Origin of the sequence: Synechococcus sp. MU1651 (assembly GCF_023630635.1) — a bacterium.
GTDB lineage: Bacteria > Cyanobacteriota > Cyanobacteriia > PCC-6307 > Cyanobiaceae > Parasynechococcus.
In genome coordinates this window covers 460,974-478,326 of the sequence record NZ_JAKUHJ010000001.1, presented here as the reverse complement: position 1 = coordinate 478,326, position 17,353 = coordinate 460,974, and the positions used below count along the sequence as shown (strand labels likewise).

Here is a 17,353-nt window from a genome sequence, read left to right as displayed (position 1 = left end):
ACTAAACCTTTCGTTCCGCCCAGCCGTCCTTGGTCATCTGGCGGGCGCGACCGATTGCCAGGGCGCCATCCGCCACATCCTTGGTGATCGTTGACCCGGCACCGATGGTGGCGCGTTCACCGACGTTGATGGGGGCCACCAGCACGGAATTGGCACCGGTTTTGCTGTGGCTGCCGATCACGGTGCGGTGCTTGTTCACCCCGTCGTAGTTGGCGGTGATGGTTCCGGCCCCCACGTTGACCTTCTCTCCCAGTTGGGCGTCGCCGATGTAGCTGAGGTGGTTCACCTTGGTGCCAGCCCCCAGCTGGCTTTTCTTCACCTCCACAAAGTTGCCGATGCGGCAGCCATCACCGACATCAGCGGCCGGCCGCAGGTGAGCAAAGGGACCGATGGCAACGTCATTGCCGACGTTGGCCTCTCGCACCACAGAGTGCACCACACTGACATTGGTCCCAACCGACGCGTCCTCGATCAGACTGCCGGGGCCGATCCGGGAGTTGTCGCCGACCACGCAACGGCCGCGGAAGTGGGTTTGCGGTTCGATCACCACATCGCGGCCGAAACTGCAGCCTTCGCTGAGGGTGCAGCTTTCGGGATCAACGAAGGTGACCCCTTCATCCATCCAGTGGTGGCGCAACCGTTGCTGCAGCAGGGCTTCGCACTGGGCCAGTTGCCGCCGGTTGTTGATGCCGTTCACCTCATCTGCATCGGCTACCTCCAGGTGCATGGCCTTCGGCAGCATCGCCACCGTGTCGGTGAGATAGAGCTCCCCCTGATCGTTGTCGGTGCTGAGCTTCGGCAGAACGTTGGCCAGGGCTGTCCAGTTGAAGCAGTAGATCCCGGCGTTGGTGAGGTTGTTGCTGCGTTGCTCGTCTGTGCAATCGCGATGCTCAATGATGCTGCTCACCTGGCCCTCGGCATCGGCGAACACACGCCCGTAACCGGTGGGATTCTCGAGCCGTGCCGTCAGCAGGGTGACATCGGCACCGCTGGCCCGGTGCTGTTGCACCAATGCGTCGACGGTTTCACGTCGCAGCAGCGGCACATCGCCGTTGAGCACGAGCAGTTCCCCTTCAAAGCCCTGCAGTGATGGGATCAGCTGTTGCACCGCATGGCCCGTGCCGTTCTGGGGCTGCTGCAGAACAAATTCCAGGCCTCCGAGCGGTGCCAGCTGCTGCTCCACCCGTTCGGCTTGATGCCCAACGATCAGCAGCCGCCGTTCCGGTTTCAGGTTGCCGGCACTGGCGAGCACCCGTTCCACCAGGGTGGCTCCCGCCAGCGGTTGGAGCACTTTCGGGAGTGCGCTCTTCATGCGGGTGCCTTTTCCAGCGGCCAGTACGGCTACGGCAAGCATGCGGAGCGAGTGGAAGACGGGCGGAATCTACCGGGCTCAGGGCGGACTGTCCTTGCGCCAGCGCCTTTGCCAGGCATTGGTGGGTTCATAACCGCAATGCTCCTGTTCAAGGCGGCGGCGCTCAAGGATGTCTTCAGCTGTGGCGTTGCCCTGGGGATCACGAAATGGCACGGCCGCCCGGGTCTGCAGGTGTTCCCATTCCATCGCCGAGAGCTGGCGCCAACCGGGGCCGTCCAGAGGACAGGTGGCGTCTGCAGGCGTGGCCATGGTGCCGCTGCTCCATCCCACCCGTTCGCCCGGGGCTGGCAGCAGGGAATACAGGCTCAAGCCCGCCCTCTTCAGGCTGGCCCGCACCGCGGCGGAACGGCTGTAGGTGAGCAACCGTCCCTGCGGAGCCAAGCGCTGCGCCAGCGCTCCCAGGAATTCCTCGCTCCACAGTTCCGGGCAGCGCTGGGGGGAGAAGGCGTCCAACAGCACCAGATCAAAGCGAACGGGCTCGGGAATCTCCTGGAGCATCGATCGGGCATCGCCCCAGAGCTGGATCCCTTGGCTGATGGTTTTTTGCCAGTTGTTGGGCTCTTGCGAGTTGTTGGGTTCTTTCCAGCTGCTGGGCTCTTTCCAGCAGCCGTGGTCGCGAATGGCTTCAAGCTTCGCCAGCACAGAGGCTGACCAGAGGGATTGGAAACTGGCCTGCTCCAAGGCTTGTTCCAAGGGCCGGCGGTCCAGCTCAAGCCCCCACCACTGCAGCTTCGGCCCTGCCGTCGGCAAGGCTTCCAGCACAGCGGCCGTGTTGTAGCCGAGCCCCAGGCACACATCCAGGATCCTTAAATCAGAGCCGCTTCTGAAGCGCTGCAGCTCAGAGGGTTGGACGAACTTGGCCCGGGCCTCATTCAGGGCTCCCGCCGAGTTGTGAAAGGCCTCGCTGAAGTGATCGCTGTGCAGGCTGAAGCTGCCATCCGCCGTCGGATAGACGCGGAGCGCACCGAGCTCAGCAGCGGAGCCGTTCAAGTTCGTCCCAGAACGAGGGATACGACACGGCTGCAGCTTCGCTTCTCGCCAGGCTCGAGTTGCCGTCGGCGAGCATGGCTGCCACGCCGAGGCTCATCGCCACCCGGTGATCGGTTTCGCTGTCCAGCACGGCTCCCTTGAGCGGTTGACCGCCGCGGATGGTCATGCCGTCCTCATGCTCATCAATGTCGGCACCCATGGCCTTGAGCTGACGCGCCATCACCGCCAGCCGATCGGTTTCCTTCACCCGCAGTTCAGACGCTCCACTGATCCGGCTTTCACCCTCGCAGAAACAGGCGGCGACGCTGAGGATCGGCACTTCATCCACGAGGCGGGGCATGATCTGCTCGCCGAAGTTGAAGGGCTTCAATGGGCCGTGGGTCACCCGCAGATCGCCCACCGGTTCGCCCGCCACGTCACGGGGGTTGAGCACCTCGATCCGGGCACCCATCTGCTCCAGCACCTCCAGGATCCCGGTGCGTGTTGGATTCAGCCCCACGTTTTCGATGGTGAGATCGGCACCTGGAATCAGGGCTCCAGCCACAAGCCAGAAGGCCGCCGAGCTGATGTCACCAGGGACCACCACGTTCTGGCCCTGCAGGGTGGCGCCGGGACGCACGCTGATGTGCCGTCCCATTTCGCCGCCAACGGTGAGATCAGCACCGAAGGCCTTCAGCATCCGCTCGCTGTGATCACGGGACTGGGCCGGTTCGATCACCGTGGTCGGGCTCTCGGCCGTGAGCGCAGCCAGAAGCAGGGCTGATTTCACCTGAGCACTGGCCACGGGCGTGCCGATCACCGTTCCTTTTAGCTGGCGCCCCTGCACCGCCAGCGGCGCCAGGTTGCCCCCATCACGGCCACGCACTTCCGCACCCATTGAGGCCAACGGTTGGCCCACCCGACGCATCGGGCGGCGGCGCAGGGAGGCATCGCCATCCAGCACGAAGTGGCGACCGTCGCGGCCCGCCAGCAGGCCCAGCATCAGTCGCATCGTGGTGCCGGAGTTGCCGCAGTCGAGCACTTCTGCTGGCTCCTGCAATCCGTCCAGGCCAACCCCTTCAACGGTGATGATGCCGCCATCGGTGATCGGGCTGATGCTGACTCCCATCGCCCGCAGGCAGGCGGCGGTGCTCAGGGGGTCTTCGGCCGGGAGCAGACCATCAATGGTTGTGGTGCCCTCTGCGATGGCGCCGAACAGCATCGATCGGTGCGAGATCGATTTATCGCCTGGAACCTTCACCCGTCCCTGGAGGGTTCCTCCGGCCTTGAGCTCACGGGGGTCGTCGGATTGGCCTGTGCCGCTCAAGGTTGTTTCGTCGTTGGGCTGATCCTATTGGCCGGTCTTCAGGCCCTGAATCAGGCGATCGAGGGCATAGCCGAAGAGGCTGGGGTCGGGGTCGTCGGTGCCGAGGTCCTCCAGCCCCAGCTCGGCCCAGCGGTCGCTGACCCGCTGTTCCAGATCCGCCGGACGGCTGAGGGGTTCACCCCATTCGTGATTTTTCTCAGGTCCCACCTTGGTGGTGGCATCAATGGCCAGTCGTCCCCCCAGGCCCAACTGTTCGCTGGCGAAGTCAAGGGTGTCGAAGGGGGTGTTTTCCAGGGTGAACAGGTCGCGCTGGGGATCCACCTGGGCCGCGATGGCCCAGACCACCTGACGCGGGTCGCGCACGTTGATGTGACTGTCCACCACCACAACGAACTTGGTGTAAGTGAATTGCGGCAGGGCACTCCAGAAGGCCATGGCAGCACGCTTGGCCTGCCCCGGATAGGCCTTGTCGATCGAGATCACCGCCAGCTTGTAGCTGAGCGCTTCCATCGGCAGGAAGAAGTCGGTGATCTCTGGGATCTGCTGCCGCAGGATCGGCGTGTAGATCCGGTTCAGCGCGATGGCCAGCATCGCTTCTTCCTTGGGAGGACGGCCGCTGAAGGTGGTGAGAAACACCGGATCCCGCCGTTGAGTCATGCAGTGGAAGCGCACCAGAGGTGAGTCCTCCACACCGCCGTAGAACCCCATGTGATCCCCGAAGGGGCCATCCGGCAGCACTTCACCAGGGGTGATCGTTCCCTCCAGCACCACTTCGCTGTGGCTGGGGACCTGCAGGTCGATGGTTTTGCAGGGGGCCAGACGCACCCCTTCTCCGGCATAGATGCCTGCGAACAGCCACTCGCTGAGTTGCACCGGGATCGGTGTGGCGGCGGCCATCACCAGCAGCGGGTGCACGCCGATGGCCACCGCCACCTCCAGCTTCTTGCCCATGGCGGCTGCCTTGCGCAGGTGGCGGGCACCACCGCGCACGCTCAACCAGTGCACGGTCATCGTGTTCACCGACTGCTTCTGAAGCCGGTAGACACCCACGTTGGGGACACCGGTTTCGGGGTCTTTGGTGATCACCAGTCCAAGCGTGATCACGCCCCCGGCATCCCCTGGCCAGGGCCGGATCAGGGGGATGTTGTCGAGATCAACCTCATCGCCACGGAACACCTGCTGCCGGCAGGGGGGTGTGAGGTCGCGGTCGGGCTTGGCCTTGACCAGGTCCCAGAAGACCCGGGCGAACTGTTTGGTTTCCTCCAGGCCTTTGGGGGGGCGTGGTTGCTGCAGCAGGGCCAGGCGTGACCCCAGCTCCTCCAGCTGCTCGGCCCGTTCGAGGCCCATGCTCCACACCACCCGTTCCACGGTGCCGAGGGTGTTGACGGCCACCGGCATCGACGAGCCGATCACGTTCTCGAACAGCAGGGCGGGGCCCCCTTGGCTCAGCACCCGGTCGGCAATGGCCGCCAGCTCAAGGTCGGGGTCCACCGGTGCTGTGATCCGGCGCAGTTGGCCGCGATCCTCGAGCAGCTTGAGGAAGCCCCGCAGATCTCGGGTGGCCGGACCGGATTGGAACAGGGCCATGGGATGACGGTCTCGGCGCAAGCGGTCTCGGTACTGTGTCGCACGCCGGTGTTCAGCGTGGCCATGCAGATCTCCTACTTCCATGTGCCGGCAGAGATGCCGGAGGACCTTCGCCCCGATGCGGCGGTGGTGATTGATGTGCTGCGGGCCACCACCACCATCGCCTGGTCGTTGCACAACGGTGCCGAGGCGGTGCAGGCCTTCGCCAGCCTCGACGATCTGCGTGCTGCTGCAGCGGCATGGCCTGCCGATGCGCGGTTGCTCCTTGGTGAGCGCGGTGGGCAGATGCTCGAGGGATTTGACCTGGGCAATTCACCCGTTGCCGTGACGCCGGAGCGGGTGGCTGGCAAGCGTCTGTTCATGAGCACCACCAATGGCACCCGGGCGCTTGATCGTGTCCGCGAGGTTCCTCTGCTGCTAACGGCGGCGTTGCCGAACCGTGAAGCCGTGGCCCAGCGCTTGCTGGCGAAACAACCCAGCCACGTGGCGATTGTTGGCAGCGGTTGGGAGGGTGCCTATTCCCTCGAGGATTCCCTGGCCGCTGGTGCCTTGGGCCATCGCTTGCTGGAGCTGGATCCCACCGGGAGCAGTGCTGCCAACGACGAACTCACGGCAGCCGTCTCCCTCTGGCGACAGTGGCAATCCGAACCAGAGGCTTGTCTTCGCACGGCGACCCATGGTCAGCGCTTGATTCGCCTTGGCGATCACGACGCGGATTTCCGCTGCTGTGCTGGCCTCGATCAGCTGAGTGTCGTTCCGACACAGGTCGAGCCTGGGGTGCTTCGGGCGGCCTGACCCTCACTAAAGTTCGCTCATCTGATCAGTGCATGTGAGCGACTTCCTGGCGGCTGCTGTCCAGTTGACGAGCGGTCAGGACCCGGAGCTCAATTTCAATGCAGCTGAAGAGCAGATCGATCTGGCTGCCCGCCGTGGTGCCGAGCTGATCGGTCTGCCGGAGAATTTCGCCTTCATGGGCGAAGACAGCCGGCGCCTGGAGCTGGCTCCCACCCTGGCGGAGCAGAGCAGTCGCTTCCTGGTGACCATGGCGCGTCGCTATCAGGTGGCGCTGCTGGGTGGTGGCTTTCCTGTGCCGGTGGGTGATGGATCGCGAACCCTGAACCGCGCTGAGCTTGTCGACCGTGACGGCATGCTCCTGGGTCGTTACGACAAGATTCACCTCTTTGATGTCGACCTGCCGGACGGCAACACCTACCGCGAGTCGGCAACGGTGAATCCAGGCAGGGATCTGCCTCCGGTCGTTGAGATTCCTGGTCTCTGCAAGGTGGGGCTGTCCATTTGCTACGACGTGCGGTTTCCTGAGCTCTATCGCCATCTTGTCGGTGCCGGCGCGGACCTGTTGATGATTCCTGCGGCATTCACGGCCTTCACCGGAAAAGACCACTGGCAGGTGCTTCTGCAGGCCAGGGCCATTGAAAACACGGCCTACGTCCTCGCTCCGGCTCAGACCGGTGTCCACCACGGTCGCCGTCAGAGCCATGGACACGCCCTTGTGATTGATCCCTGGGGAACGGTCCTCGCGGATGCGGGTGTTCAGGCAGGAGCCGCCATTGCTCCGGTGAACACCAACCACCTCGGTCATGTTCGGGGTCAGATGCCGAGCCTTCGGCACCGCCAACCCACGCTGTTCTGAGCGCCATGGCTCCGGCCTCGTCCCGACGGATGGCCTGGCTGCTGGCCGCAGCCCTGCAGTGCACGGCCTTCACCCAGGCGTTGCCTGCCCGAGCCGCAAGTGCCCTGGCCGCCTGGGCCTTCACCGAGGAAGGGGTGCTCAAGCTGCGCACCAGCCGGAACGCTCGCTTGGAGGCGTTTTTTCAGGCTGCCAGCGATGGCCGCGGCACCCGGGTCTGGATTGATATTCCAGGTGAGTTGAGATTCCCGCGGCGCCTGGCGGGACGCGGTGCCGTCCGTGAGATCCGGCTGGGCAAACCCCGCGCGGGTGCCACCCGTCTGGTGGTGGAATTCCGCCCTGATGTGGATCTCAACCCCAACGATCTGCGCCTGCGTGGAACCGCTCCGGACCGTTGGGAACTGGTTTTCACAGGCCTGCCCACCCGGGGCTTGGATGATTTCGGTGAAGGCGACCTCAGCGGTCGTGCCACGGCCTGGCTCCCACCGGGTGGCTTCCGTCCCACCCGCACGCCGGTGGATCCTTCCGGGCTGCCCACGGTGGCTCGCAACCGCTATCGCATCGTGATCGACCCCGGTCATGGGGGGCCTGATCCGGGGGCCATCGGCATCGGCGGTCTGCGCGAGACCGACGTGGTTTTGGATGTGTCGCTTCAGGTGGCCGACCTTCTGCGGGCGAGGGGCGTGGACGTGCGCTTGACCCGCACCCGTGAAGTGGATGTGGACCTGCCGCCGCGGGTGTCCCTGGCGAACCGCAGTGGGGCCACGGCCTTCGTGAGCATCCATGCCAATGCCCTGAGCATGAACCGTCCGGATGTGAACGGAATAGAGACGTTCTTCTTCTCGGACCCCCGTTCTGGACGCCTCGCGTCCTATCTGCAGCAGCAGATGATGGACGTGTCCCCCGGAACACCGAACCGCGGCGTCAGACGTGGTCGCTTCTTCGTGATCCGGCGCAGCACCATGCCTTCGGCTTTGGTGGAGATGGGATTCGTCACCGGGGCGATTGATGCGCCGCGTCTGGCCAAGGTTGACCATCGCCGCCGCCTGGCCTTGGCCCTGGCGGCCGGCATCCTCAACTACCTCAAGCAGGAGGTGCGATGACGAAGCAACTGCTGGGGTTCTTCGACAGCGGCCTGGGGGGCCTGACGGTTCTGCGTCGGGTGCTCGAACGCCATGGACCGGTGCCCTGCGTCTACCTCGGTGACACGGCCCGGGTTCCCTATGGCAACCGTCAACCGGATGACATCCGGCGCATTGCCGCAGAAGTGGTGGGCTGGTTGCGCGGCCAACAGGTCTCCACGGTGGTGATGGCCTGCAACACCACCAATGCCCTGGCGAGGGATGTGGCCGAGGGCCAGGCCGGGGTGCCGGTGATCGGTCTGATCGGCGCCGCCGCCGCGATGGTGGAAACGCGCCGTGTTGGCGTGCTGGCCACACCAGCGACCGTGGCCTCCTCGGCCTACCGCGCCAGCATCGAAGCGCTTCATCCCGGCTCGGTGGTGATCGAGCAGGCCTGTCCTGCCTTTGTGCCCCTGATCGAAGCCTGCGAGATGAACAGCGACGACCTGCGTCGTGCGGCCCAGGCCTATCTCGAACCTCTGCTGGCAGCCTCCGTGGACTCGATCGTGCTGGGTTGCACCCATTACCCCTTACTGGTGCCGCTGTTGCGTCAGCTGCTGCCGGAGTCGGTCCAGATCATTGACCCGGCCATCGGCGTGGCCCGTCAACTGGATGCCGTTCTGGGGCCACCGGTACGCATCTCGCCGGCCTCAAGGCCCTTTTCCCTGGAGAGCTGCCGCTTCTGCGTCACCGCAGACCCCGATGGCTTCGCTGTGCGCGCCACCCCCTGGCTGGGCCAGCGGCCTGCCGTCAGCCTTCAGCTGCTGCAGGACTGAGCGTGGGACCACTAGGATCGCGGCGCCGAGGGGAGTCATGAGCACCGTTACCGAGCTACTCCAACCGGTAGAGACAGATCTTGAAACCCTGCTCGGAGACCTGCGCAGCCTGATCGGGGCAGGTCACCCCATTCTCCAGGCCGCTGCCGAGCATTTGTTCAGCGCCGGTGGCAAGCGGTTGCGCCCCGGCATTGTTCTGCTTCTGTCGCGGGCCCTGTCCCCGCAGGGAGAGCTCACGCCCCGCCACCGCCGCCTGGCTGAGATCACTGAAATGATCCACACGGCCTCGCTCGTTCACGACGATGTGGTGGATGAGGCTTCCACCCGGCGCGGGGTGGACACGGTCCACAGCCGGTTCGATGCCCGGGTTGCTGTTCTTGCCGGCGACTTCCTCTTCGCTCAGGCCAGCTGGCACCTTGCCAATCTCGATGACCTCGATGTCGTCAAGCTGCTTAGTCGCGTGATCATGGATCTCGCGGATGGGGAGGTGAAGCAGGGCCTCTACCGCTTCGACACGGCCCAAACTTTTGAGACCTACCTCGAAAAGAGTTACTGCAAGACGGCATCCCTGATTGCCAACAGCTGCCGTGCCGCAGGAGTCCTCAGCGGCTGCTCACCCTCCCAGCTCGACAGCCTCTACCAATTCGGTCGCCAGTTGGGCCTGGCCTTCCAGGTGGTGGATGACATCCTCGATTTCACCGGAAGCGACCAGCAGCTCGGCAAGCCCGCCGCCAGTGATCTCGCCAGCGGCTATCTCACGGCTCCCACCTTCTATGCCCTTGAGGAGCATCCATCGCTGCAGCCGTTGATCGATCGCCAGTTTTCCGAGCCCGGTGACCTGGACAAGGCACTGGAGATGGTGCGGGCCTCCAAGGCGATTGAACGCACCCGTGAGCTGGCGGAAACCTTTGCCCGCGAATCCCGGGAATCGATCGCTTGGCTGCCGGAGTCTCCGGCGCAACGCGCCTTGATGGAACTGCCGGACTTTGTCCTCAGCCGCCTGTACTGAGCAGGGACTTCAAGCCAACAGCTTCCACACAACATTCAGGCTGTTGATGGCACAGGGGTTGGTCTCCAGGTCGGGTTGGTCTGAGCCCTTGGGGCTCACCAGCCAGACCTGACACCCGGCGCCAAGGGCTGATTGGCTGCCGGCCTGGGAATCCTCCAGGGCCCAGCAGTTGCTTGGGTTGAGCCCCAACCGGTGGGCAGCAAGTCGAAAGGGTGCGGGGTCGGGTTTGCCCGCGTTGAGCTCGGGATCGTCGCCATAGACCCGTTCCTGGATCAGCTCCAGCCAGGGATGGGGTGCTGCTTTGAATGCAACGGCCTCGCTGCTGCTGCTGGTGACCAGTGCCATGGGGATGCCCCGGTTGTGGCAATGCGCCACCAGCTTCTGCGCGGCAGGCATCGGGGCAGCATCCGGAAGCAGGGCACGCACGATCGGCTGCTGCACCGCCAACAGCGCATCCGCGCCCACCGGTTTCGCCAGCCATGCATCCACCTGGGCCGCACAGTCGAGCCGGCGACGGCCCTTCAGCTGCATCAACTGGGCCTCGCTCAGCTGGGTGCCGAAGTGGGCCGCGGCTTCCCACCAGCCCCGGCCATGCAGCGGCTCGGTGTCGAGCAGAAGCCCATCCAGATCGAACAGGCAAGCGGCAGGTGGCAGTTTCATCCCGGGATGGCGATGCCCAGCTCAATCCTTTCGCATCGACTGCATCATCGTCCGACGGATTGATACGGGACCTGGATTAAGCGGGGTCCTGCTCCTTACCCTTCGAGGACAAGCACTGCGCAGTCTGCTGTGACCGACGCCAACACCACCATCGAAAGCGTGCTGCAGGAGCAGCGGGTGTTCGAGCCGCCGGCAGACACCTCCGCCAAAGCGCGCATCGGCAGCCTCGAGGCCTATCGGGCCATGGCCGATGCCGCCAAAAACGACCCTGATGCGTTCTGGGGTGAGGCCGCCCGTCGAGAACTGCATTGGTTCGAGCCCTTCCACACCGTGCTCGATTGGTCGAATCCTCCGTTCGCGCGCTGGTTTGAGGGCGGCACCACGAACCTCTCCTACAACTGCCTGGACCGTCATCTCGATGGACCAACGGCGCAGAAGACAGCGTTGATTTGGGAAGGAGAACCGGGGGATGTGCGCCGGTTCACTTACCAGGAACTGCATGCCGAGGTGTGCAAAGCCGCCAATGGCCTCAAGGCCATGGGCATCGGCAAGGGTGACCTTGTGGCGCTCTACATGCCGATGGTGCCTGAGGCGGCGATTGCCATGCTCGCCTGCGCGCGCATCGGTGCACCCCATTCAGTGGTGTTCGGCGGCTTTTCCGCGGAAGCCCTCAGGGACCGGCTCAACGATGGTGAAGTGAAAGCGGTGATCACCGCTGATGGCGGCTTCCGCAAGGACAAGCCGGTGTCCCTCAAGCCTGCGGTGGATGCGGCGCTGGCCAATGGCGCCTGCCCCTCGGTGACCGGCGTGCTTGTGGTGCAGCGCACCAAGCAGGACGTTGAGATGGTTTCCGGTCGTGATCAGTGGTGGCATGACCTGGTGGAGGGTCAGAGTGCCGACTGCCCCGCTGAGCCGATGGCCAGCGAGGACCGCCTCTTCGTGCTCTACACCTCCGGCTCCACCGGCAAGCCCAAGGGCGTTGTGCACACCACCGCCGGCTACAACCTCTGGGCCCACCTCACCTTCCAGTGGATCTTCGACATCCGGGATGAGGATGTCTTCTGGTGTACGGCCGATGTGGGTTGGATCACTGGCCACAGCTACATCGTCTACGGCCCCTTGTCGAACGGTGCCACGACGGTGATGTACGAGGGTGCGCCGCGACCGTCCAAGCCCGGTGCCTTCTGGGAGTTGATCCAGAAACACAAGATCTCGATCTTCTACACGGCTCCCACCGCCATCCGGGCGTTCATGAAGAGCGGCCGCTCCGTTCCGGATCAGTTCGACATGAGCAGCCTCCGGCTGCTCGGCACCGTCGGCGAACCGATCAATCCGGAGGCCTGGATGTGGTATCGCGACGTGATTGGAGGCAACCGCTGCCCGATCGTCGACACCTGGTGGCAGACCGAAACCGGCGGGGTGATGATCAGCCCTCTGCCGGGGGCAACGCCCACCAAGCCCGGCTCCGCCACCCTGCCCCTGCCCGGCATTCAGGCCGACATCATCGATGCAGAAGGCAACAGCTGCGGTGCCGATGAAGGCGGGTACCTGGCGGTGCGTGCCCCCTGGCCTGGAATGATGCGCACCGTGCATGGCAACCCCCAACGCTTCCGCGAGAGCTATTGGGAGCACATCCGTCCCGCTGATGGGTCCTACCTCTATTTCGCCGGGGATGGTGCCCGGCGGGATGCCGATGGCTACTTCTGGGTGATGGGTCGCGTCGATGACGTGATCAACGTCTCAGGCCACCGTCTCGGCACGATGGAAATTGAATCAGCCCTGGTCAGTCACCCCGCGGTGGCGGAGGCGGCCGTCGTGGGCCGGCCCGACGATCTCAAGGGCGAAGGCATCGTGGCCTTCGTCACCCTGGAGGCAGGCCGCGAAGGCGATGATGCTCTGGTGAAGGAGTTGCGAGCCCACGTGGGAACGGAAATCGGTCCGATTGCCCGGCCGGATGAGATCCGTTGCAGTGATGCCCTGCCCAAGACCCGTAGCGGCAAGATCATGCGCCGGATCCTGCGGGCTCTGGCGGCGGGTCAGGAAGTCACTGGTGACACCAGCACTCTGGAAGACCGCTCCGTTCTGGATCGTCTCAGGGCTTGACCGCCTTGCCGATGGTTCGGCTCAGCTGACGGATGACCGCCACCCGCCTGGGGTCATCCGCCCAGTCTCCGAGGAAGCTGCGCCGCAGCCCTGCACTGGCCGGGGTGAGGTGATCGCCTGGCAGCTCCAGGGTTGAGCTGGCGTCGGAAGCGCGTTCTCGCAGGGCCTGAATCAGATCGCCGCTTTGATCCAGTTCATCGCGCCCGAAGCGCACCACCAGGTTCCGCTCCTGTTGGTAGTGGCGGCTGATCAAGCGAAGCGTTTCAGCTGGGCTTGGGCTGAACTCGGTTTCCACCCCGAGCCTTGGTGCCAGTTCCCCTAGGAGGGGAATCGAGCGATCGGCGTTGAAGTTGTTGAAGCTCAGGGCCACCAGAGCCCTGCTGCCCCGACCACCATCAGGGGCCAGCAGGTGAAGCTTGCATCCCAGGCTGTGGCCAAGCCGCAGCGGAGCAGAGAGGGGGCCGCAGCGCTCCTCAAGTTGGCGACGCGCTGAGCGGAAAGCGCTCCAGGCATCGCGGGCCTGACGTTGATGATCGAACCCAGGCACATAGGCCCAGGCATGCACCGCCAACCCGTCCGCCGCCAGCTCTTCCAGCAGCCGGCGGTAGCTTATCTGGGGGGTGGCCGCCAGATAGCTGCCACCGATGAATTCCACCAGTCCAGCCGGTTCGGCTGGCCGCAGCTGCCAAATGGAACCCAGCTGTCGCCAGTTGGCCATGCTCAACCGCGCAGCTGATTCAGCACTTGCTGAGCTTCCCGCACGTGGGCTGGGCCATCCAAGAGGTTGCTGAAGGTGTGCCGGATCACCCCTTCGCCATCAACGATGTAGGTGACGCGACCGGGCAGGAGGCCAAGAGCTTTGGGGACTCCCATCTCGCGGCGCAGGGCGTTATTGCGGTCGCAAAGCAGCGGAAACGTGAGGTTGTGGCGGGTGGCGAAACGCCGATGGCTGACGGCGTCATCACCGCTGATGCCCCAGACCTCTGCATCGAGGGCAGCGAAGCTCTCCGCGTTGTCGCGGAAGCTGCAGGCTTCGGCCGTGCACCCCGGGGTGTCGTCCTTGGGATAGAAGAACAGCACCAACCAGCGGCCCTGCACCGAGGCGGGAGTGCGCAGGTCACCGTTCTGATCCTCCAGGCTGAAGGAGGGGAGCCGGTCGCCGATCCCGAGGGCCATCACATTGCAATAAAGAGGTTGAACCCTAGGCAGCAGCCACCTTGCCCGGGGCGGGAGAATCAGGGCTGGGAGGAGTCACTGCGCCATGCCTGAACAGCTCGATTTGCTTGCGGGATTTTCAAGGCCTCAGGCGGAGCCCCAAACAGCGGCAACGCCGTTGCTTGCTCCGCCAGCCGCTGAACCCGAGGCCAAGGCTGATCAGCCCGAGGACTCGCCAAAGGACTCCCCGACCACCCTGCTGATCATCGACACCGAGACCTCCGGTCTGGATCCGCAGCAGGACCAATGCCTTGAGCTGGGCTGCATTTTGTTTGATGTGCCGAGTCGTTCGGTGCTGGCCCAGCAATCGTTTCTTTTGCCGGTGGACTCCAACGCGGCAGAGGCGATTAACCGGATCCCCGCCGCCGTCACCCGCCTGCCCCAGCCCTGGCGGGAGGCGCTGGTGTGGTTTGAGCATCTGCTTGAAGCTGCCGATCTGCTGGTGGCCCATAACGCGGCCTTCGATCGCCAGTGGTTCGGTCTCGGCGTTGTGCCGGCCACCGCAACACCGTGGCTGTGCACCATGGAAGACATCCGCTGGCCGGCGGAGCGTCAGTTGCGTTCGCGGCCGTCGGTGCGGGACCTGGCCCTGGCCTACGGCGTCCCGGTCTGGGCGGCCCACCGCGCCCTCAGCGACTGCATCTACATCGCGGAGGTCTTCGCCCGCTGTAACGACCTGGAGCAGCTGTTGGAACGGGGCTTGGAACCGCGCCAGTTGATGCGTGCCCGGGTGTCGTTCGATGAACGCCATCTGGCCAAGGCAGCGGGTTTCCGCTGGAACGATCCGATCAAGGGAGCCTGGACCCGTCGTTTGAGCGACCGTGAGGTGGCGGAGCTGGAGTTTCCGGTTGCCCCAGTTGAGCTCGAAGCCGATCGCCTCAGCGCCTGACTCTGCGCATTTGCTTCAGCACTCCGAAGGGTCTGGGTGATTTTGCAGAGAGTGCCGCTTGAGGCAGCACGCTGAAGCCATGACGGCTTTTCTGCATCCCCATCAACGCCCCCTTCGCTCCCGCCTGCGCCAGTGGCAGCAGGTGCGCACCTGGGCGCGGTTGATCCGCGAAGCCGAAGCGCTCTGGCATGTGGATGTGCGTGCCCTGCGACGCATGGGGGCGGATGAACTCAGCCAGTTGATTGAGGAGGTTCCCGCCCCCCACCGCAAACGGGTGAACCGCTGGCTGCGCTGTTATGCCGTGGCCACGCGGCTCACCGTCGCCTCCACCGTCGTGCCCACCGTGTAGGCCACCTCTGAGCCTGGATCAACGACGCGGGAGGATGGAGCAAATCACTTAATCGGTTTTGGCACATCGTTCCCTGGCTCTTTCAAGCCTGAGCGTTCTCGCTGTTGGCCTCGCTGCCTGTGGCGGAGGTTCCAGTGTGTCCAGCCTCAATGCGGCGGGGGCCTCCTTCCCCGCCAAGGTCTACCAGAGCTGGTTCGCCGAGCTCGCCGGCTCCGGCGGAATCAAGGTGAACTACCAGGCGGTGGGTTCCGGTTCCGGCCGCAAAGCCTTCATCGATGGCACCGTGGATTTCGCCGCTTCGGACGACCCGATCAAGGAGGCTGATCGCAAGCAGGTAAGCCAAGGTGTGGTTCAAATCCCGATGGTGGGGGGAACGATCGCCTTCGGTTACAACAAACCGGGTTGCGAGCTTCAGCTCACCCAGCAACAGGCTGTGGATGTGGCCATCGGCCGCATCAGCGATTGGAAGGAGCTCGGCTGTGAAGCGGGCACGATCACCTGGGTGCACCGCTCGGACGGTTCCGGCACCACCAAGGCCTTCACCAACTCGCTGCAGACCTTTTCAGCGGATTGGACCCTTGGCAGCGGCAAATCGGTGAAATGGCCGGTGGGCGTGGGTGCCAAGGGCAATTCGGGCGTTGCCGGGGTGATTGACAACCGGGTCGGCGCGATCGGCTACGTGAATCAGTCGTACATCAAGGGGAATGTGAAGGCTGCTGCGCTGCAGAACAAATCCGGGGAATTCCTCACGCCCTCCGTGGAGGCTGGTGCCAAAGCCCTCAACGGCATTGAGCTTGATCAGTATCTGGCGGGCAGCAACCCCAACCCCTCCGCTGCCGGTGCCTACCCCATTGCAACACTCACCTGGGTGTTGGCCTACGCCGAGGGCAATGGCGCCAAGGCTGAAGCTGTGAGGAACGTCTTGAACTACATGCTGGACGATTCCACCCAGGAGGGTGCCGCGGCCCTGGGCTTTGTACCTCTCCGGGGCAGCATCCTTGAAAAATCCCGCACTGCGGTGGCAGGCATTCAGCCTTGAATGCGAACCCTCGATGGGTGAACGACATGCCCTGGTTTGGATGGCCAAACCGGGGTTTTTTGATGGTTTTTGAAGGATCTCCATGAGCTTTAACCGTTGTTAACGGGGCTTTAACGACACTCTGTTGGACCTCCGATTAGGTGTGAATTGCAACTGTCCTCTTTCTGGTTGTGACTCGTTTCGCCCAAAAGGCTCTCCTCCTTTCCTCCGTTCTGGCCCTTGGCGCCAGCATGTCGGCTTCTGCCGCTGAACGGCTCAATGGCGCAGGTGCCTCTTTCCCTGCCAAGATCTATCAGCGTTGGTTCGCCGACCTGGCCAAGGCAGGTGGCCCTCAGGTCAACTACCAGGCCGTGGGTTCCGGTTCCGGCCGTAAAGCCTTCATCGACCAGACCGTGAACTTCGGTGCATCGGATGATCCGATGAAGAAGACGGACATGGCCAAGGTCACCCGTGGTGTGGTTCAGATCCCGATGGTGGGTGGCACCATTTCCTTCGGCTACAACAAGCCCGGTTGCAATCTGAAGCTCACCCAGGAGCGGGCCGTTCAGGTCGCCATGGGCATGATCAAGGATTGGAAGGAGCTCGGCTGCAAGCCCGGCACCCTCACCTGGGTGCACCGTTCCGATGGCTCTGGTACCACCAAGGCCTTCACCAACTCCATGCAGGCCTTCTCCAAGACCTGGACCCTCGGCACCGGTAAATCCGTGAAGTGGCCCGCAGGCGTTGGCGCCAAGGGCAACTCCGGTGTGGCTGGCCTGATCCAGAACCGTGAAGGCGCGATCGGTTACGTGAACCAGTCGTACATCAAGGGCAAGGTGGTTGCCGCAGCGCTCCAGAACAAGTCCGGTGAGTTCCTCAAGCCCTCTGTGGCTGCTGGTGCCAAGGCCCTCAATGGCATCAGCCTGGACAAGGACCTGGCTGGCAAGAACCCCAACCCCACCGCCAAGGGTGCATACCCCATCGCAACCCTCACCTGGGTTCTGGCGTACAAAACCGGCAACGGAGACAACGCCAAGGTGGTTCAGGACGCCTTCAACTACATGCTGAGCGACGCTGCTCAGAACAAGGCTCCTTCCCTGGGCTTCGTTCCCCTCAAGGGCGACATCCTGGCCAAGTCCAAGGCCGCTGTGAACAAGATCGGCAAGTGATCTTGGCTTGAATTGGTTTTTCAAAACCAAGCATCAAAGGGCCCCTCAGGGCCCTTTTTTTATGGGCTGAATGATTCGAATGGCGATCAGTGTTAGAGCCTTCTTAACCGAATCTCCCCCGAATCTCTCCCAGCTCTTTGT

Annotated in this window: 17 protein-coding genes; 10 read left to right on the top strand and 7 right to left on the bottom strand. The window is 63.9% G+C overall.

Features of this window, described 5'->3' with window-relative positions:
- Window position 1 precedes the first annotated feature (1 nt).
- The 4 genes from glmU to NCN05_RS02780 are packed head-to-tail and all read right to left on the bottom strand — an operon-like array spanning window position 2 to window position 5,255.
- A complete protein-coding gene (gene glmU / locus NCN05_RS02795; protein ID WP_250396877.1) occupies window positions 2-1,354 on the bottom strand; it encodes a bifunctional UDP-N-acetylglucosamine diphosphorylase/glucosamine-1-phosphate N-acetyltransferase GlmU in 1,353 nt (450 codons plus the stop codon).
- A gap of 36 nt (window positions 1,355-1,390) precedes the next feature.
- Window positions 1,391-2,362, bottom strand: a complete 972-nt coding sequence (locus NCN05_RS02790; protein ID WP_250396876.1) for a tRNA (5-methylaminomethyl-2-thiouridine)(34)-methyltransferase MnmD — start codon at window positions 2,360-2,362, stop codon at window positions 1,391-1,393.
- A complete protein-coding gene (gene aroA, locus NCN05_RS02785) occupies window positions 2,343-3,668 on the bottom strand; it encodes a 3-phosphoshikimate 1-carboxyvinyltransferase (protein WP_250396875.1) in 1,326 nt (441 codons plus the stop codon). The genes NCN05_RS02790 and aroA overlap by 20 nt, the downstream gene beginning before the upstream one ends.
- 24 nt (window positions 3,669-3,692) lie before the next feature.
- Window positions 3,693-5,255, bottom strand: a complete 1,563-nt coding sequence (locus NCN05_RS02780) for a UbiD family decarboxylase (RefSeq protein ID WP_115082140.1) — start codon at window positions 5,253-5,255, stop codon at window positions 3,693-3,695.
- A 63-nt stretch (window positions 5,256-5,318) separates the two neighbouring features.
- Here NCN05_RS02780 and NCN05_RS02775 point away from each other — a divergent pair, with 63 nt between their 5' ends.
- Genes NCN05_RS02775 through sds form a run of 5 tightly spaced genes read left to right on the top strand, consistent with a single transcriptional unit; the run spans window position 5,319 to window position 9,809 of the window.
- Window positions 5,319-6,050: a 2-phosphosulfolactate phosphatase family protein gene (locus tag NCN05_RS02775; RefSeq protein ID WP_115162166.1), complete on the top strand. Its 732-nt coding sequence runs from the start codon at window positions 5,319-5,321 to the stop codon at window positions 6,048-6,050.
- 34 nt (window positions 6,051-6,084) lie between these two features.
- Window positions 6,085-6,906, top strand: a complete 822-nt coding sequence (locus NCN05_RS02770; RefSeq protein ID WP_250396874.1) for a carbon-nitrogen hydrolase family protein — start codon at window positions 6,085-6,087, stop codon at window positions 6,904-6,906.
- Between the two features lie 5 nt (window positions 6,907-6,911).
- Entirely contained in the window at window positions 6,912-8,006 is a 1,095-nt protein-coding gene (locus NCN05_RS02765) for an N-acetylmuramoyl-L-alanine amidase (RefSeq protein ID WP_250396873.1), read from the top strand.
- Window positions 8,003-8,800 carry a glutamate racemase gene (murI, locus tag NCN05_RS02760; protein WP_250396872.1) on the top strand — a complete coding sequence of 266 codons (798 nt, stop codon included), beginning with the start codon at window positions 8,003-8,005 and terminating at the stop codon, window positions 8,798-8,800. The genes NCN05_RS02765 and murI overlap by 4 nt, the downstream gene beginning before the upstream one ends.
- Window positions 8,801-8,837: 37 nt before the next feature.
- Complete coding sequence (sds, locus tag NCN05_RS02755; protein WP_250396871.1) at window positions 8,838-9,809, top strand: solanesyl diphosphate synthase; 972 nt, start codon at window positions 8,838-8,840, stop codon at window positions 9,807-9,809.
- A gap of 9 nt (window positions 9,810-9,818) precedes the next feature.
- Here sds and NCN05_RS02750 read toward each other — a convergent pair whose 3' ends face one another.
- Window positions 9,819-10,469, bottom strand: coding sequence for an HAD family hydrolase (locus NCN05_RS02750; RefSeq protein WP_250396870.1), 651 nt, complete (start codon window positions 10,467-10,469; stop codon window positions 9,819-9,821).
- Between the two features lie 129 nt (window positions 10,470-10,598).
- Between NCN05_RS02750 and acs the strand changes: the two genes are divergently transcribed.
- The gene (gene acs / locus NCN05_RS02745) at window positions 10,599-12,572 is read left to right on the top strand and encodes an acetate--CoA ligase (protein WP_250396869.1); all 1,974 of its coding nucleotides are present in this window, start codon (window positions 10,599-10,601) and stop codon (window positions 12,570-12,572) included.
- On the opposite strand, the gene NCN05_RS02740 is transcribed toward acs, so the two are convergent.
- A complete protein-coding gene (locus NCN05_RS02740) occupies window positions 12,562-13,290 on the bottom strand; it encodes a DUF1350 family protein (protein WP_250396868.1) in 729 nt (242 codons plus the stop codon). The genes acs and NCN05_RS02740 overlap by 11 nt on opposite strands.
- Before the next feature lie 2 nt (window positions 13,291-13,292).
- Window positions 13,293-13,748, bottom strand: coding sequence for a peroxiredoxin (locus NCN05_RS02735; RefSeq protein ID WP_011364117.1), 456 nt, complete (start codon window positions 13,746-13,748; stop codon window positions 13,293-13,295).
- An 85-nt stretch (window positions 13,749-13,833) separates the two neighbouring features.
- On the opposite strand from NCN05_RS02735, the gene NCN05_RS02730 reads away from it, so the two are divergent.
- From NCN05_RS02730 to pstS (NCN05_RS02715), 4 genes are all read left to right on the top strand, one after another.
- A complete protein-coding gene (locus NCN05_RS02730) occupies window positions 13,834-14,676 on the top strand; it encodes a 3'-5' exonuclease (protein ID WP_250396867.1) in 843 nt (280 codons plus the stop codon).
- A gap of 79 nt (window positions 14,677-14,755) precedes the next feature.
- Window positions 14,756-15,025, top strand: a complete 270-nt coding sequence (locus tag NCN05_RS02725; RefSeq protein WP_250396866.1) for a hypothetical protein — start codon at window positions 14,756-14,758, stop codon at window positions 15,023-15,025.
- Window positions 15,026-15,083: 58 nt separating this feature from the next.
- Entirely contained in the window at window positions 15,084-16,064 is a 981-nt protein-coding gene (gene pstS, locus NCN05_RS02720) for a phosphate ABC transporter substrate-binding protein PstS (protein ID WP_250396865.1), read from the top strand.
- Window positions 16,065-16,294: 230 nt separating this feature from the next.
- Window positions 16,295-17,212, top strand: coding sequence for a phosphate ABC transporter substrate-binding protein PstS (gene pstS, locus NCN05_RS02715; protein ID WP_250396914.1), 918 nt, complete (start codon window positions 16,295-16,297; stop codon window positions 17,210-17,212).
- Window positions 17,213-17,353 lie beyond the last annotated feature (141 nt).

Bases quoted from the DNA above. Each gene is read 5' to 3' on its own strand.
- glmU (WP_250396877.1), bottom strand. From the start codon at position 1,354: ATGCTTGCCGTAGCCGTACTGGCCGCTGGAAAAGGCACCCGCATGAAG.
- NCN05_RS02780 (WP_115082140.1), bottom strand. From the start codon at position 5,255: ATGGCCCTGTTCCAATCCGGTCCGGCCACCCGAGATCTGCGGGGCTTC.
- NCN05_RS02775 (WP_115162166.1), top strand. From the start codon at position 5,319: ATGCAGATCTCCTACTTCCATGTGCCGGCAGAGATGCCGGAGGACCTT.
- NCN05_RS02765 (WP_250396873.1), top strand. From the start codon at position 6,912: ATGGCTCCGGCCTCGTCCCGACGGATGGCCTGGCTGCTGGCCGCAGCC.
- murI (WP_250396872.1), top strand. From the start codon at position 8,003: ATGACGAAGCAACTGCTGGGGTTCTTCGACAGCGGCCTGGGGGGCCTG.
- sds (WP_250396871.1), top strand. From the start codon at position 8,838: ATGAGCACCGTTACCGAGCTACTCCAACCGGTAGAGACAGATCTTGAA.
- NCN05_RS02750 (WP_250396870.1), bottom strand. From the start codon at position 10,469: ATGAAACTGCCACCTGCCGCTTGCCTGTTCGATCTGGATGGGCTTCTG.
- NCN05_RS02740 (WP_250396868.1), bottom strand. From the start codon at position 13,290: ATGGCCAACTGGCGACAGCTGGGTTCCATTTGGCAGCTGCGGCCAGCC.
- NCN05_RS02735 (WP_011364117.1), bottom strand. From the start codon at position 13,748: ATGGCCCTCGGGATCGGCGACCGGCTCCCCTCCTTCAGCCTGGAGGAT.
- NCN05_RS02730 (WP_250396867.1), top strand. From the start codon at position 13,834: ATGCCTGAACAGCTCGATTTGCTTGCGGGATTTTCAAGGCCTCAGGCG.
- NCN05_RS02725 (WP_250396866.1), top strand. From the start codon at position 14,756: ATGACGGCTTTTCTGCATCCCCATCAACGCCCCCTTCGCTCCCGCCTG.
- pstS (WP_250396914.1), top strand. From the start codon at position 16,295: ATGTCGGCTTCTGCCGCTGAACGGCTCAATGGCGCAGGTGCCTCTTTC.